This is a genomic window from Actinomycetota bacterium, from assembly GCA_040905475.1.
In the GTDB taxonomy this organism is placed as follows: domain Bacteria; phylum Actinomycetota; class AC-67; order AC-67; family AC-67; genus DATFGK01.
On the sequence record JBBDRM010000142.1, the window covers coordinates 57112 to 71358 of the forward strand.

Annotated in this window: 13 protein-coding genes; 7 read left to right on the top strand and 6 right to left on the bottom strand. The window is 66.9% G+C overall.

All coding sequences use genetic code 11. The features are described from left to right. Positions 1–49: 49 nt before the first annotated feature. Positions 50–595, bottom strand: a complete 546-nt coding sequence (locus WEB06_17930; GenBank protein MEX2557495.1) for an HD domain-containing protein — start codon at positions 593–595, stop codon at positions 50–52. A gap of 2 nt (positions 596–597) precedes the next feature. Next, a complete protein-coding gene (locus WEB06_17935; GenBank protein MEX2557496.1) occupies positions 598–1011 on the bottom strand; it encodes a secondary thiamine-phosphate synthase enzyme YjbQ in 414 nt (137 codons plus the stop codon). A gap of 110 nt (positions 1012–1121) precedes the next feature. Here WEB06_17935 and WEB06_17940 point away from each other — a divergent pair, with 110 nt between their 5' ends. After that, a complete protein-coding gene (locus WEB06_17940; GenBank protein ID MEX2557497.1) occupies positions 1122–3401 on the top strand; it encodes an APC family permease in 2280 nt (759 codons plus the stop codon). On the opposite strand, the gene WEB06_17945 is transcribed toward WEB06_17940, so the two are convergent. Both WEB06_17945 and WEB06_17950 read right to left on the bottom strand, forming a co-directional pair. After that, positions 3394–4083, bottom strand: a complete 690-nt coding sequence (locus WEB06_17945) for a response regulator transcription factor (protein MEX2557498.1) — start codon at positions 4081–4083, stop codon at positions 3394–3396. The genes WEB06_17940 and WEB06_17945 overlap by 8 nt on opposite strands. Next, positions 4080–5504 (bottom strand): ATP-binding protein, encoded by a 1425-nt coding sequence (locus WEB06_17950; GenBank protein ID MEX2557499.1) that lies wholly within the window; start codon positions 5502–5504, stop codon positions 4080–4082. Before WEB06_17950 ends, WEB06_17945 begins: the two co-directional genes overlap by 4 nt. Before the next feature lie 146 nt (positions 5505–5650). On the opposite strand from WEB06_17950, the gene WEB06_17955 reads away from it, so the two are divergent. From WEB06_17955 to WEB06_17970, 4 genes are read left to right on the top strand one after another with little or no spacing between them, the layout of a single operon-like run. Next, positions 5651–5824: a hypothetical protein gene (locus tag WEB06_17955; GenBank protein ID MEX2557500.1), complete on the top strand. Its 174-nt coding sequence runs from the start codon at positions 5651–5653 to the stop codon at positions 5822–5824. Then, entirely contained in the window at positions 5821–8145 is a 2325-nt protein-coding gene (locus WEB06_17960) for an APC family permease (protein MEX2557501.1), read from the top strand. The genes WEB06_17955 and WEB06_17960 overlap by 4 nt, the downstream gene beginning before the upstream one ends. A 57-nt stretch (positions 8146–8202) precedes the next feature. After that, positions 8203–8862 carry a TrkA family potassium uptake protein gene (locus tag WEB06_17965; protein MEX2557502.1) on the top strand — a complete coding sequence of 220 codons (660 nt, stop codon included), beginning with the start codon at positions 8203–8205 and terminating at the stop codon, positions 8860–8862. Continuing rightward, positions 8862–9548, top strand: coding sequence for a TrkA family potassium uptake protein (locus WEB06_17970; GenBank protein ID MEX2557503.1), 687 nt, complete (start codon positions 8862–8864; stop codon positions 9546–9548). Before WEB06_17965 ends, WEB06_17970 begins: the two co-directional genes overlap by 1 nt. Here the strand turns inward: WEB06_17970 and WEB06_17975 are convergent. After that, entirely contained in the window at positions 9545–9919 is a 375-nt protein-coding gene (locus WEB06_17975) for an OB-fold nucleic acid binding domain-containing protein (protein ID MEX2557504.1), read from the bottom strand. The two genes, WEB06_17970 and WEB06_17975, sit on opposite strands and share 4 nt — an antisense overlap. A 94-nt stretch (positions 9920–10013) precedes the next feature. Further along, the gene (locus tag WEB06_17980; GenBank protein ID MEX2557505.1) at positions 10014–12308 is read right to left on the bottom strand and encodes a sodium-translocating pyrophosphatase; all 2295 of its coding nucleotides are present in this window, start codon (positions 12306–12308) and stop codon (positions 10014–10016) included. Between the two features lie 160 nt (positions 12309–12468). Here WEB06_17980 and WEB06_17985 point away from each other — a divergent pair, with 160 nt between their 5' ends. Next, positions 12469–13131 carry a hypothetical protein gene (locus tag WEB06_17985; protein ID MEX2557506.1) on the top strand — a complete coding sequence of 221 codons (663 nt, stop codon included), beginning with the start codon at positions 12469–12471 and terminating at the stop codon, positions 13129–13131. After that, positions 13128–14081 carry an LCP family protein gene (locus tag WEB06_17990; protein ID MEX2557507.1) on the top strand — a complete coding sequence of 318 codons (954 nt, stop codon included), beginning with the start codon at positions 13128–13130 and terminating at the stop codon, positions 14079–14081. Before WEB06_17985 ends, WEB06_17990 begins: the two co-directional genes overlap by 4 nt. Positions 14082–14247 lie beyond the last annotated feature (166 nt).

The following is a 14247-nucleotide window of genomic DNA, read 5'->3' on the forward strand; positions in this document are numbered from 1 at the left end:
CACGATACGCGGAGCGGGCTCGGGCGCTGGGGACGTTCGGGCGGAGCGCTCAGGCCAGGCCGATGTCGGCCGCGACCAGCTGCAGGCCTTCGATGCCGAGCCCGATGAAGGTGTCCATCTCCAATCCGAGCTCGGTACACGCGGCGATCTCCTCGCGGTTCACGCCCGGCGCGAAGGAAGACTCCTTATATTTCTTCTTCACGCTGGACACCTTCATCCCCACCGCCTTCTCGGGCCGGACCAGCGCCGCGGCAACGAGCAACCCGGCGACGGCGTCCGCGGCGACCACAGCCTGCGACATGAGGTCGGTCCGATACTCGGCGTGCGCGTGGGCCAGGACGGCGTTGACGACGGCGGCGTCGACGTCGCGCTCGCGGAGCCACGACGCAGCCAGGTTGGCGTGGCGCTCGGGATCGTCGGCCGTAACGTCCTGGTCGAGGTCGTGGAAGAGCCCTGTCAGCGCCCACCGGTGCTCGCCCTCGCCGAAGTGCTGAGCGAGCCGGCGCATCACTCCTTCGACGGAGATCAAGTGCCGGGCGGTGATGTCTTTGGTGGTCTTCTCTTGCACCAGCGCACGAGCCTCCTGGATGTCCATCGTTACTCCCCGATCACCTTGACCACGACACGCTTCCGCCGCCGGCCGTCGAACTCCGCGTAGAAAACCTGCTGCCAAGGGCCGAGGTCGAGCGCTCCTTTGGTGATCGGGAGAACGACCTGGAAGCCGGTCAGCATGTTCTTGAGATGCGCGTCGCCGTTGGTCTCGCCGGTCTCGTGGTGCCGGTAGTCGGCGCCCTCGGGCGCGATCCGCTCCAGCATGTCGGTCAGGTCGGACCGGAAGCCCGGCTCGTCGTCGTTGACGTAGACGCCGGCGGTGATATGCATGGCGGAGACGAGACAGAGTCCTTCTTTCACGGCGCTCTTGGAGACGGCCTCGGCGACCTGGTCGGTGATGTTCAGATACTCGCGGGTTTCCTTGGTGTTGAACGTGAGGTATTCGGAATGGGATCTCATGGGGAACACACCTCCTGTTTCCGGCGGCCGATGATAAGCGATTGGCCTCCCCGTCCGACGGGCCGCATCATGCAGGCTCGATGAAGACGATCGTCGGCCCAGCCGCATAGATGCCGAACGTCGGTCGCACGTTCAAGCGATTCCTGTTCGGCCGTCCCCTCGCCAGCGATCAGGCCGGCCACCAGCTCCTCCCCAAGCTGGTTGCCTTGCCGGTTTTCGCGTCGGACGCGCTGTCCTCGAACGCGTACGCCACCGAGGAGATCATGCACGTGCTGATCCTGGCGGGGCCGATGGCCCTCGGCTGGTCGCTTCCCATCGCCCTGGCGGTGTCCGGTCTCATGCTCATCGTCGTGACGTCCTATCGCCAGACCGTCCGCGCCTACCCGCGCGGCGGCGGCTCCTACATCGTGACCAAAGACAACGTGGGCACGATCCCAAGCCTCGTCGCCGCCGCGTCCATCCAGCTCGCTTACGTGCTTACGGCGGCCGTGTCCATGGCCGCCGGCGCTTTCGCCGTCGCCTCGCTCGTCGAGCCGCTGAACGACCACCGCGTCGCCATGGCGTTGACGTTCCTCGCGGTGATCATGCTCATGAACCTGCGAGGAGCGAAGGAGTCGGGGACGCTGTTCGCGGCGCCGACCTATGCGTTCATCACTTCGATCTTCGTCATGATCGGGATCGGCGTCTTTCGCTGCACGGTCGGGACGTGCCCGCGCGTCGCCGTCACCGGCGAGCACGCCGCAACGACACAGGCCGTCGGGCTTTTCCTGATCCTGAAGGCTTTCTCGTCCGGTGCCACCGCGCTCACGGGGGTCGAGGCGATCGCCGACGGCGTCGCCGCGTTCCGTGGACGGAAGCCTTCGGAGCAGGCGGCGAATGCGGCCGCCACCCTTGCCATCCTCGCGGTGCTTTCTATCTCGATGTTCATCGGCATCACGTTCCTCGCCAACCAGATGCACGCGCGCCCGACCGGCGAGAAGTCCGTCGTGGCACAGGTCGCGAACGCAACCTTCGGCGGTGGCATCGGATTCGGCGCCGTTCAGATCACCACCGCGTTGATCCTCATCCTTGCGGCGAACACCGCGTACCAGGACTTCCCGAGGCTATCTTCGATCCTGGCTCGAGACCGGTTCATGCCGAGGCAGTTCATCAACCGCGGCGACCGGCTGGTGTTCTCGAACGGGATCCTCATGCTTTCCGCGCTGGCCGCACTCCTGATCGTCATCTACGACGCCGACGTGACCCGGCTGATCCCGCTTTACGTGGGGGGCGTCTTCGTGACGTTCACGCTCTCCCAGACCGGGATGGTGCTTCGCTGGCGGCGACTGCGGCCACCGGGATGGCGACGGCAGGCGGCGATGAACGCAGCCGGCGCGATCACGACCGGCATCGTCTGCATCGTGGTGATCTCTACCAAATTCACACAGGGCGCCTGGATCATGGTCGTCGTCGTCCCGCTGATCGTCATGCTCTTCCGCGGGATCAACCGCCACTACGCCTCCGTCGCGACCCAGCTACGTGCGGACGAGGTTCGGCTGCCGATGCCCACCGGCACACGCGCGGTCGTGCTCATCGGCGTGGTGGACGAGGCCGCGATGCGCGCGCTCGGCTACGCGCGCGCCCTGCGTCCGCTCGAGGTGCGAGCGCTCGTCGTCGCCGACTCATCGTCCGCCGCCGACGCCGCGAGAACGGAATGGGTCGCGCGGAGGCTCACCGTGCCCCTCGACGTGGTCGAGGACGACGACGACCAGATCGAGGCGATCCGCCGGCACATCCGCGAGATCCGCCGAGGTGAAGATGAGTTCGTGACGCTCGTCATCCCCGAACGGCTCCATCTTCGCCGGTTCGGCCGTCTGCTTCGGCAGCGCCGCGAGCTCATGCTCAAGGCCGCCATGCTGTTCGAGCCGATGGTGGTCGTCACCGACGTGCCGAGCATCATCGAGGACAACGCTTCGTCGGCCGCGATCTCGGGTCCGATCGCACCGACTCGCAACGTGGCCATCGTGCTGGTCTCGGCCGTGCACAACGCGACGCTACGAGCCATCTCGTACGCAAAGGCGATCCGACCGACCGAGCTACGAGCCGTCACGTTCAACGTCGAGGAGGAAGAGACCGAGAAGATGATGCGTGCTTGGGGCCAGGCGGCCGTCGACATCCCGCTCGAGGTCGTCGATTCTCCCTATCGCGAAGTGACCGAGCCGCTCGTGAGGATGATCCGGCAGATCCGGGCTGCCGGCCCGGACACGGTCGTCACCGTCATCGTGCCCGAGTTCGTCGTGTCGAAGTGGTATCACCAGTTCTTGCACAATCAGACGGCGTTGTCGATCAAGCGCGTGATGCTCTTCGAGCCCGGCGTCGTGGTGACGAGCGTGCCGTATCACCTCATGTGACGGACTCTTCGGCCCAGCGATAGCCGAGACCGGGCTCGGTGAGGATCCAGCGAGGCCGCGACGGCTCATCCTCGAGCTTCCTCCGGAGCTGGGCGACGTAGACCCGGACGTAGTGGCTCTCCCCCCCGTAGGCCCCGCCCCACACCTTCGACAAGAGCCATCGGTGGGTGAGCAGCTTCCCCGGATTCCTGACGAGCGCCTCGAGCAGGTCGTACTCGGTCGGCGTCAGGTGCAGCGCCTCGCCGTCCTTGCGGACGAGCCGCTTGGCCAGGTCGATGTCGATCGAGCCGAAGGTCAGGGTCGCGGGCCCCGGGCTTGCCTCGGGGATGCGGCGGAGCGCCGCTCGGATCCGCGCGAGCAGCTCGTCCATCCCGAACGGCTTGGTGAGGTAGTCGTCGGCCCCGGCGTCGAGCGCGGCAACCTTGTCGTCCTGCGCGTCGCGTACCGACAGGACGATGATCGGCACCTGCGACCAGCCGCGGAGCCGTCGCGTCACCTCGACGCCGTCGATGCCGGGAAGACCCAGGTCCAGCACGATCACGTCGGCGGGGTTCGAGGCATGACGCTCCAGCGCGGTCTCGCCGTTGCCGGCCGTGTCGACGTCGTAGCCCCGCGCGGAGAGCGCCACGCGCAAGGCCCGGGCGATCTGCGGCTCGTCGTCGACGACCAGCACCCGCGTCACGTCGGCGTCCCCCCTGCGGCCGGGAGGCGGATCGCCACGGTCGCTCCGCCCCCTGGCGCTCCTTCGATCCAGATCTCCCCTCCGTTCGCCCGCACGAGCGCGCGTGCGACCGCGAGCCCGAGTCCCGTTCCGGCGGCCCGGCCGTCGCCGGCACGATAGAACTCGTCGAAGACCTTGTCCCTCGACTCGGGTTCGATGCCGGGACCTCGATCGCTGATCCGCACCTCGACCGAGCCATGCCATCGAGACGCGGTGACTTTGATCTCGGAACGCGCCGGGGCGAACTTCGTCGCGTTCTCCACGACGTTACGCAAGACCTGACCTACTTGGATGGGATCGACTTCCAGGGGCGGCACGTCCGGCCGCACGCTGATCGAGAGCGGGCGATCCGCCAGCGTCGAGCGCAACCCCGCCAGTACGTCCTCGAGTATCTCATCGAGGGAAACCACAACGCGCTCGGGCGCGAGAGCGCCCGAGCGGATCCGCGTGAGGTCGAGAAGGTTCGCAACCAGCCGCTCGAGCCGCTCCGTCTCCTCGAGCGCGGTGTTCAGGAGCTCGGTCGCATCCTCCGACGCCAACGGCACCACGGGCCCGGATCCTCGCCCCGGGATCAGGGCGGTCACCGCAGCCTTTATCGAAGCGAGCGGCGTCCGGAAGTCGTGACTCACCGCGGAAAGGATCGCTCGTCTGAGGCGGTTCGTCTCGATGCTCAGTCGTGCCTCGCGAGCCTCTCGCTCGAGGTCTCGCCGCTCGATCGCGGCGGCCGTCTGCCGGGCGAAGATCGCCGCGACACGATGCTCCGCCTCGCCGAGGGGCGATGAGCCCGGCTCGAGGAGCAACATGCCGAGCTCGCCGCGAGCGGCGGAAAGCGGGATCCGAACTACGGCTCCGCCGCCCGACTCGCCGTCGGCGACCACCGTCGCGCCGTCCGCTCCGGCTACGTGCACCTCGCATCGTGCGAGTCCCAGCAGCCGCCGCAACGCCGATGCGAGATCCGCCAGCGCCTCGTCGAGGTCGCCTTCGCCGAGCATGCGACTCGAGATCGCGTAAAGGCTGCGAGACTCCAGCTCACGGCGCTCGGCCCTCAAGCGCTGACTCCGCTCGAGCGCGACCAAGCCGCTCACGACGATCCCGACCGAGATGAACACGGCGAGCGCGATCAGGTCGTCGGTCTTGGCCACCGAGAACGTCCTGCGGGGTGGGGTGAAGAAGAAGTTCAGGCCGAGGAAGCTGAGCACGGAGGCGACGATGCCGGGAACGAGCCCGGCGATGGCGGCCACACCGAGTACCGCGAGGATGTAGGCGAGCGCCGCCGCGGTCGTGCGCTCCGCCCCGATCGCCAGCCCGAGTCCGGTAGCTGCCGCGGGCCCGAGCAGTGCGGCGGCGGCTCGCGCCGCGGAACCGGGATCGTAGCGCTTCACACCTACAGGATGGGGTCGTCCTGTGGACGAAACAAGCGGAGCCCCGGCCCGGCGCCGAGGATTGACGATTTCTTTACACCCCTGCCCGGTTTCCTGACGGGTCGTTGACGGTCCTCGTCCGATGCTGTCATCGGAAGGAGGCCGCGATGGCCGAGTTGGACAAGATAGTCGCAGCGGCGTTCCTCGCCGGAACGGCCGGCGTTGTTCTGGTGCGCGCACTGCGTGCCTGGACGCGATTCCGGCTCCAGGAACGCACCCTCCGGATCCTCACGAAGGGTTTGACCGAGCTGGAACGCCCGCGCGAGCGGCCTCGTACATGACGACGTCATCCGGGTCGGCGATCAAGAGGGCACTACTCGGGCGGCGACTCGCCACCGAAGAGGCAGGGCACCAGCTCCTTCCGAAGGTCCTCGCGTTGCCCGTATTCGCGTCCGACGCGTTGTCGTCCAACGCATACGCGACCGAAGAGATCCTCCTCGTGCTGATCACGGCGGGGACGGGCGCGCTCACGAGGTCGATCCCGATCGCGGCGGCGGTGGCCACGTTGATGATCATCGTGATCACGTCGTACCGGCAGACGGTGATGGCCTACCCGAAAGGCGGAGGCTCCTACATCGTCACCAAGGAGAACATCGGCGTCACCCCCGGCCTGATCGCCGCGGGCGCCCTGCTCACCGACTACATCCTGACCGTCGCGGTGAGCGTCGCCGCCGGGGCCTTCGCCGTCGCCTCGCTCATCCCCGGATTGCTGCACCATAGGGTCGCGCTCGCGCTCGGGTTCATCGCGTTCGTCACGATCATGAACCTGCGCGGCGTGAAGGAGTCGGGAACCTTGTTCGCCGTCCCGACCTACGCGTTCATCGGCTCGGTGCTTATGACGTTGATCGTCGGCGCCGGGCGATGTCTCGCCTCGGAGTGTCCGCAGGCAGAGATCGCGGAAGCGACCCGCGGCCTCGGCGATCAGGCGTTCCCGGTCGTGCACTCCCTGAGCCTCTTCGTCGTGCTGAAGGCGTTCTCCTCGGGATCCACGGCGCTCACCGGCGTCGAGGCGATAGCCGACGGAGTGACCGCGTTCCGCCGGCCGCAAGCACGCAACGCTGCCAGGACGCTCGCGGTGCTGGGTGTAGTGGCGATCACGATGTTCATCGGGATCACGATGTTCGCCAACCTCACGCACGTGCGGCCGCTAAACGCCGAGACCGCACATCGCCTCACGAAGCTGCTCGGCCACCCCGTCGAAGAGAAGTCGGTGCTCGCGCAGATCGGAGAAGCCGTGTTCGGAGGAGGGGTAGGTTTCGTCGCGCTCCAGATCACGACGGCGCTCGTGCTCGTGCTGGCCGCCAACACCGCCTACCAGGACTTCCCCCGCCTCTCCTCCATCTTGGCGAAGGACCGGTTCATGCCCCGGCAGTTCATCAACCGCGGTGACCGGCTGGTGTTCTCGAACGGCGTCATCCTGCTCGCGGTCTTCGCGTCTGTTCTGGTGGTGATCTACGACGCCGAAGTGACCCGGCTCATACAGCTCTACGTCATCGGAGTGTTCACGAGCTTCACGCTGTCGCAGACCGGCATGGTGATCCGCTGGCGTCGGATGCGGCCGCCGGCGTGGAAACGGAAGGCAGCCGTCAACACCGTGGGCGCGATCACGACCGGCCTGGTGCTCATCGTCGTGGCGACCACGAAGTTCCTCGGCGGCGCATGGATCATCATCACCGCGGTGCCGTTTATCGTGATGCTGTTCAAGGCGATCCATCGCCACTACCAGTCGGTCAAAGAGCAGCTCCGGGTTCTCGAGGGGCGCCCTCGGCAAGCGATCGGCACACGGGTCATCGTGCTGGTACCGCAGGTCGACGAAGCCGCGATGCGCGCGCTGGGGTACGCGCGAGCCCTTCGCCCCCTCGAGGTCCGGGCCTTGCACGTCGCGGAGAACGGCACCGCCGCGGCGGTGCGCGCGGCATGGGCCGAGCGGCGGATCGCCGTGCCGCTCGAAGCGCTCGAGGCCGGGGGCGACCTCGCCGACGTCGTCCGCGAGCGGGTACGCGCTCTGCGGCAAAGCGACGACGAGTACATCACCGTCGTCCTCCCCGAAAGGATCCACCGCAACGGACTCCAGCATTTCCTGCGTACACGCCGGGAGTTGATGCTCAAGGCCTCCCTGCTATTCGAGCCGCAGGTCGTGGTGACCGACGTGACGACGGTCGCCGACGGAGAGGGAAGATCGGGTCCGATCGCGCCCACGCGCAACGCGGCGATCGTGCTGGTGTCGGGGGTCCACAACGCAACCCTGCGAGCGCTCGGATACGCCCGGTCCATCCGGCCGACCGAGCTGCGCGCGGTCACATTCAACATCGACGACGAGGAAACCGACAAGATCATGCGTGAATGGTCGAGCGTCGCGGTGGACACGCCGCTCGAGGTGCTCGACTCTCCCTACCGCGAGGTGACGCAGCCGCTCGTCCGGCTCGTCCGGCAGATCCGGGCCGGCTCGTCCGACACGGTCGTCACGGTGATCCTGCCGGAGTTCGTCGTGTCGAAGTGGTACCACCAGTTCCTGCACAACCAAACCGCGCTGGGGATCAAGGGCGCCCTGCTGTTCGAGCCGGGGGTCGTCGTGACGAGCGTGCCGTTCCACCTGCAGTAGGACGGTTGCCCGAGCAGGTTTCGCCGTCGCGTGCTCCGGAGTAAGGTTCCCGGCCGTATGCACGTCGTCATCGCAGGCTGTGGACGGGTCGGTTCCGACCTCACCGTGTCGCTCTCGCGGCAGGGTCACACCGTGTCGGTCATCGACAAGAACCCCCACGCCTTCGAGCGCCTCCCTCCCGGCTTCGAGGGCCAGACCCTCGTCGGGATGGGGTTCGACCGGGACACCCTCGAGGCGGCCGGGATCAAGGAGGCCGGCGCCTTCATCGCGGTGACCAACGGCGACAACTCCAACATCGTGTCGGCCCGGATCGCGCGCGAGCACTACAACGTCGACAAGGTCGTCGCGCGGATATACGACCCACGACGGGCGGAGATCTACCGGCGGATCGGCATCCCCACCGTCGCGACCGTCCAGTGGGCTTCCGCCGAGATCTACGACCAGGTCTTCCACGGCATCGAGCACACGGAGCTGGCGATCGGCGACGGCGACATGGTGATCCTCCGCCTCGAGATCCCCGGGGAGCTCGCCGGGACGCCGGTCTCGGCGCTCGGCTCGCCGGGCCGGGCGATGGTCGTCGCGGTCGACCGGATGGGCGGCGCGATCATCCCGACCGACGACCTCACGTTCCAGCAAGGCGACGTCGCGCACGTGATCGTGCGGCGGGACGCGCTCGACGAGCTGCGTTCAAGACTGAAGAAGCAGGAGGACCACTGATGCGAGTCGTCGTCGCGGGCGCTGGGAACGTCGGCCGTTTCCTCGCCGCCGACCTCACGACGCGCGGACACGACGTCACCGTCATCGAGCAATCGAGCGACGTCTACCAGAAGGCGAAGGCAACCGTGGACGCCAACTGGATCCACGGCGACGCGTGCGAGCCGTGGGTGCTCGACAAGGCGGACCTGGCCCGCGCCGACGTGCTCGTCGCGGCGACCGGCGACGACGAGGACAACCTCGTCATCTCGCTGCTCGCGAAGCAGGAGTTCGCCGTCCCGCGTGTCGTCGCGCGCGTGAACCATCCGAAGAACCGGTGGCTGTTCACCGAGTCGTGGGGCGTGGACATCTCGATGAGCCCGCCGCACATCCTCACCTCGCTGGTCGAGGAGGCGGTCACGGTCGGGGGACTCGTCGAGCTGCTCAGCCTCGAGCATGGCAAGGTCCGCCTCGTAGAGCTGACGATGCCACCGGAGTCGCCGCTGGCCGGGAAACACGTGTTCGACCTGCGACTCCCGCACGACACGCAACTGATCGCCGTCGTACGTGACGGCCACGTGATCATCCCCGAGCTCGAGACACCGCTCGTCGCAGGCGACGAGATCCTCGCCATCACCTCGCAAGACTCCGAGGAAGGGCTCCGAGCGGCGCTGACCGGCGGGCCGCCTCCCAACGGTTCGAACCCTTAGTGGGGCTCGGGGCTCCCCGCGAACTCGTACCGCGGATTCATGACCTGCATCGCCGCCGGCTCGCCGCCGAGGCGCCCCTCCAGGATGAGACGGCACCCGAGCGTGAGACCGGGGAGCATCCGTCTGCCGAGCCACACGGCGGTGACGGTGCCCGACCCGTCGGTCACCACCGCCTCGATCGCCGGGACCCCTTCGCGCGGCCGCACGCGTATCCCCTCGACGACCCCGGCCACACGCGCTACCGTCCGCGGCTTCGCCCCGGCGATCGGCGTCGCGCCCGGGATGCTCGCGGCCCACTCCCGGATCGACTCGGCTCTGCGCTCCCCCTCGTCTTGAGCGAAGCGGCCGAATGCCTTCTTGAAAAGCCCCATGGTCGTCATTGTTACCTAGGAAGGATGAGGATTCCTGCACGGGCGAGCCTTCGGGTGCCTGTGGGGAAAGCCACAGGGATAGCGCTCGCCGGCGCTACTTAGCCGTCGCCGCGGCAGCCTCCGCCTCGCTCGGCACGAGCTTCTCGACCTTCTGCCGCTTCGAGTACGTGATCGCCAGCCCGAGGATGATGACCCCCACGATCGGCACGACGATCCGCAGACCGTCGTTGTCGCTGTTGGTCACGATCATCGGCACGATGAGCAGCGCCACCAGGTTCATGACCTTGATCAGCGGGTTGAGCGCCGGACCCGCGGTGTCCTTGAACGGGTCGCCGACCGTGTCGCCGATGACGGTCGCCTTGTGCGACTCGGAGCCCTTCCCGCCGTAGAGGCCTTCCTCCACGAGCTTCTTGGCGTTGTCCCACGCGCCTCCGGCGTTGGAGAGCATCACGGCGAGCAGCTGCCCCGACAGGATGACGCCGGCCAGGTAGGCACCGAGCGCCTCGGCCTGCAACGCGAACCCGACGACGATCGGCGTGATCACCGCGAGCAGGCCCGGCGTCATCAGCTCCCGGAGAGACGTCTTGGTGCAGATGTCCACGACGGCCGCGTAATCGGGTTTCTCGGTGTAATCCATGATGCCGGGGTGGTCGCGGAACTGCTTGCGCACCTCGACGACGACCTGACTGGCTGCGCGCCCGACGGCACGGATCGCGAGGGACGCGAACAGGAAGGCAACCGCGCCTCCGATCAGCAGCCCGACGAGCACGTCCGGCTGATCGATGCGGATGCCTCCCGGCCATGCATCGTTCTCGATCAAGATCTCGCGGAACGAACCGAACAGCGATGTGGCGGCGATGACCGCCGTCGCGATGGCCATCCCCTTGGTGATCGCCTTGGTCGAGTTCCCCACGGCGTCGAGGCCGGTCAGGATCTCGGCCGGCCGGCCCTCGAACTCTCCCGACATCTCCGCGATCCCCTGGGCGTTGTCCGAGATCGGGCCGTAGGTATCCATCGACACGATCACGCCGACGGTGGTGAGCATCCCCATGCCGGTCAGCGAGATGAAGTACAGACGCTCGGAAATGGTGTCGCCCAACGCGAAAGCGCCGATGATCGCGCCGGCGACCGCCAGGAGCGCCCACACGGTGGACTCCATCCCGACCGAGAAACCGGACAGGATGGTGGTGGCCGGGCCGGTCTGCGATGCGTCGGCGATCTCTTGCACCGGCTTGCGCGTGGTCGAGGTGTAGTGCTCGGTGAGGACCTGGATCACGCTCGACAGGAGCAAGCCGATGACGACCGCCCAGAACACCCTCAGGTCGCCGTTCGGATGCGCGTCGGTCTTGACGTAGAGCTTGGCCACGACGAACGTCGCGCCCGCGCTCAGCAACGCCGAGGCGAAGAACCCCCGGTTGATCGCCTTCATCCCGTGCTCCTCCTCGGAGCGCGGGCGCACCATGTAGATGCCGATGATCGAGGTGATGACGCCGATCGCGCGGACGAACAGCGGGAACATGACGCCGAGGATCGCGAACTTGGTGCCGTCGGGACCCGACGTCGTGAACGCGGCGGCCCCGAGGATGATCGACGCGACCAGCGTCACCTCATACGACTCGAAGAGATCGGCCGCCATCCCTGCGCAGTCGCCGACGTTGTCGCCGACGTTGTCGGCGATCGTCGCAGCGTTGCGAGGGTCGTCCTCGGGGATGCCCTTCTCGACCTTGCCGACCAGGTCGGCGCCGACGTCTGCCGCCTTGGTGAAGATGCCTCCGCCGACCCGCATGAACATGGCGAGAAGCGCGCCGCCAAAGCCGAACCCGACCAGAACCTGCGCCGCGTCGGCCTTGTAGATGAGGAGCACGACCGTAGCGCCCAGCAGCCCGAGCCCGACGGTGAACATCCCGGCGACGCCGCCGGCACGGAACGCGATGGTGAGTGCGCGGCGCAGTCCCGACTCGCGGGCTGCGTTGGCGACGCGGACGTTCGCGCGGACGGCCAGCGACATGCCGATGAACCCGGTCAGCGCACTGAAGCCGGCACCGATGATGAACGCGACCGATCGACCGAACCGCAGCGCGAACTCGGAGTGCTCCGCATCATTCGGAACCGGCAGAACGAAGAACAGGAAGATGAAAAGCAGCCCGATGAAGACGCCCACGGTGCGGAACTGGCGGTTGAGGTAGGCGCTCGCACCCTCCTGGATCGCCTTCGCGATCTCGATCATCTTGGGCGTGCCCTCGGGGTGTTTGAGAACGCCCTTCACCAAGACGTAGGCCACGGCGAGCGCGAGGAACGAGATGCCGAGGATCACCCAAAGTGCGTTGTTCTCGAGCGTTCGGAAGGTGGCTTCGATCTTGCCGCCTTCCTGAGCAAGCACGACCGGCATATGACCTCCTGCGAAGAGAAAGGGCCCGTAAACCTCGGAAAGGTGCCGGAGGATGCTATCCCGCGTCCTTGGGGCTGGCAAAGCGGATGGGAACCCGTTCGCACGCGCGCTGACCTGGGTGCTTGCCGGTCGCGAACCCCACCGTTAGGCTCCCGCGCACATGCCCGAAAGCGCGTCTTTCTCCGTGCGTCGTCCCAACTACCGCCGCCGCAGAACCTTCACAGTGCTCGGGTTGTTGGGTGCATCGGTAGTGGTCGTCTTGCTGTTGACGCGCGGCGGCGGACCGCTCGGCGGGTCCGACGAGCCGCCGATCCCGAAGCTTGAGTTCGCGGCCCAGGTGAAGCACGTTTTCCAGGGGAAGGCGGCCGGTGCGAGCTCCCAGCAAGGTGAGATCGACGGCCTTACGGAGATGTTCAACGAGTACTACCAGCAAGCGTTCGTCGACCCGGGCGCCTGGGGCGACGGAACCTTCGAGGATCTCGCCGGGCTGTTCGTCGAGGAAGCGAGGGCCTCGTTCCAGAGGGATCTGCCGGCGCTCACGATCGGAGAAGCCCGCACGGAGCTGAAACGCGTCGACCTCGGCAGTAACTCGTTCGCCTTGAGCATCTACTGGGACTCGAAGCAGAAGCCGACGTTCGCGGTGGCATCGGTGCAGTTCGAAGGCCGCGGAATCTTGAAGCGCTCGGGCCCGGCGGTGACCATCAGCCAGGCGGCGACCTACTACCTCCAGAAGGTGGGGTCGAGCTGGAAGATCTCCGCGTACGACACGACGGAGACCCAGACCACGCCGACGCCGTCCCCCACCGCGAGCCCATCCTCATGAGCCGCAGCCGGAGCTTGATCGTGCTGAGCGCACTCGGGCTCGCGGCCGCGCTCGCCTGGACAACAGTGGGCGGCGTGACCGTCGCACAGTCCCAAGAAAAGCCGATCGTGATCAACCGGGCGCACGCGGGTTCGCACCGTCCTTCGTTCGACAAGCCGATCTTCGTGCTCGCCCTCGGGAGCGACGCGGGGTCGCCCAAGTACAAGCGCGGCGGGAAGGTCCAGAGCGGACGAGCGGATTCGATCCATATCATCGCGATCGAGCCCACGCTGAAGAAGGCTTCGATCGTGGGGATCCCGCGCGACTCCTACGTCCCGGTGACCTGCTTCAATAGGGACACCAAGATCACCGGCGGCTTGTTCTTCGGTGGGGCCGAGTGCATGGTCAGCACGGTCGAGCGGCTCGTCCGCGACCACGGAGGACCGGCGACGTTCAAGTTCGACTACTACATGCTCGCCGGGTTCGAGCATCTGGCGAACATGGTGAACGACCTTGGAGGGATCCCCGTCAACGTGCCCTACGCTATGAACGACAAGGCGTCGCGCGCCAATCTCAAGAAGGGTCCCCAGACGCTGAGCGGCGCCGAAGCGCTGGCGATGTCGCGCAATCGCAAGGACGCGCCGCTCGGAGATCTCTCGCGTTCGGAGAACCAGGGCCTCGTCATGATCGGCGGGCTAACCAAAGCACGCGCGCTCGTCGCGAAGGATCCGAGCAAGACCCTCGAGTTCGTGCGATCGATCTTCCGCAACGTGAAGATGGATATCCCGCTGGTCGACGCGTTCCGGCTCGGGCTTGTGCTGCTGCAGATCGCGCCGAAGGACGTCACCAACATCGTCCCCCGCGCGGATACCGGAACTACTGATGCCGGGTCGAGCGTGCTCCTGGACGAACGCTCGTATCGCGTCTACCGCGACGTGGCCGACGACGGTGTGCTCGGCTCCAGCGGCTGAGACCTCGGCCGCGGCCGCCCCTCAACGTTGCACGCGATAACTCAGGTCCCATTAAAGACGGATTTCCCGAGCGCAGGCCTAGGCACTTCGGTGACGGGACTACGCTGGAATTAGTCCACCTACTTGGCCCACACGGGCTATACATCCCACCGCACTTCTCCCGAGA

What these genes read in the sequence shown, in the direction of transcription:
- WEB06_17980 (MEX2557505.1), bottom strand. Translation starts at nt 12,308, where the DNA reads ATGCCGGTCGTGCTTGCTCAGGAAGGCGGCAAGATCGAAGCCACCTTC.
- WEB06_17960 (MEX2557501.1), top strand. Translation starts at nt 5,821, where the DNA reads ATGACGACGTCATCCGGGTCGGCGATCAAGAGGGCACTACTCGGGCGG.
- WEB06_17970 (MEX2557503.1), top strand. Translation starts at nt 8,862, where the DNA reads ATGCGAGTCGTCGTCGCGGGCGCTGGGAACGTCGGCCGTTTCCTCGCC.
- WEB06_17935 (MEX2557496.1), bottom strand. Translation starts at nt 1,011, where the DNA reads ATGAGATCCCATTCCGAATACCTCACGTTCAACACCAAGGAAACCCGC.
- WEB06_17975 (MEX2557504.1), bottom strand. Translation starts at nt 9,919, where the DNA reads ATGGGGCTTTTCAAGAAGGCATTCGGCCGCTTCGCTCAAGACGAGGGG.
- WEB06_17965 (MEX2557502.1), top strand. Translation starts at nt 8,203, where the DNA reads ATGCACGTCGTCATCGCAGGCTGTGGACGGGTCGGTTCCGACCTCACC.
- WEB06_17940 (MEX2557497.1), top strand. Translation starts at nt 1,122, where the DNA reads ATGCCGAACGTCGGTCGCACGTTCAAGCGATTCCTGTTCGGCCGTCCC.
- WEB06_17990 (MEX2557507.1), top strand. Translation starts at nt 13,128, where the DNA reads ATGAGCCGCAGCCGGAGCTTGATCGTGCTGAGCGCACTCGGGCTCGCG.
- WEB06_17930 (MEX2557495.1), bottom strand. Translation starts at nt 595, where the DNA reads ATGGACATCCAGGAGGCTCGTGCGCTGGTGCAAGAGAAGACCACCAAA.
- WEB06_17955 (MEX2557500.1), top strand. Translation starts at nt 5,651, where the DNA reads ATGGCCGAGTTGGACAAGATAGTCGCAGCGGCGTTCCTCGCCGGAACG.
- WEB06_17985 (MEX2557506.1), top strand. Translation starts at nt 12,469, where the DNA reads ATGCCCGAAAGCGCGTCTTTCTCCGTGCGTCGTCCCAACTACCGCCGC.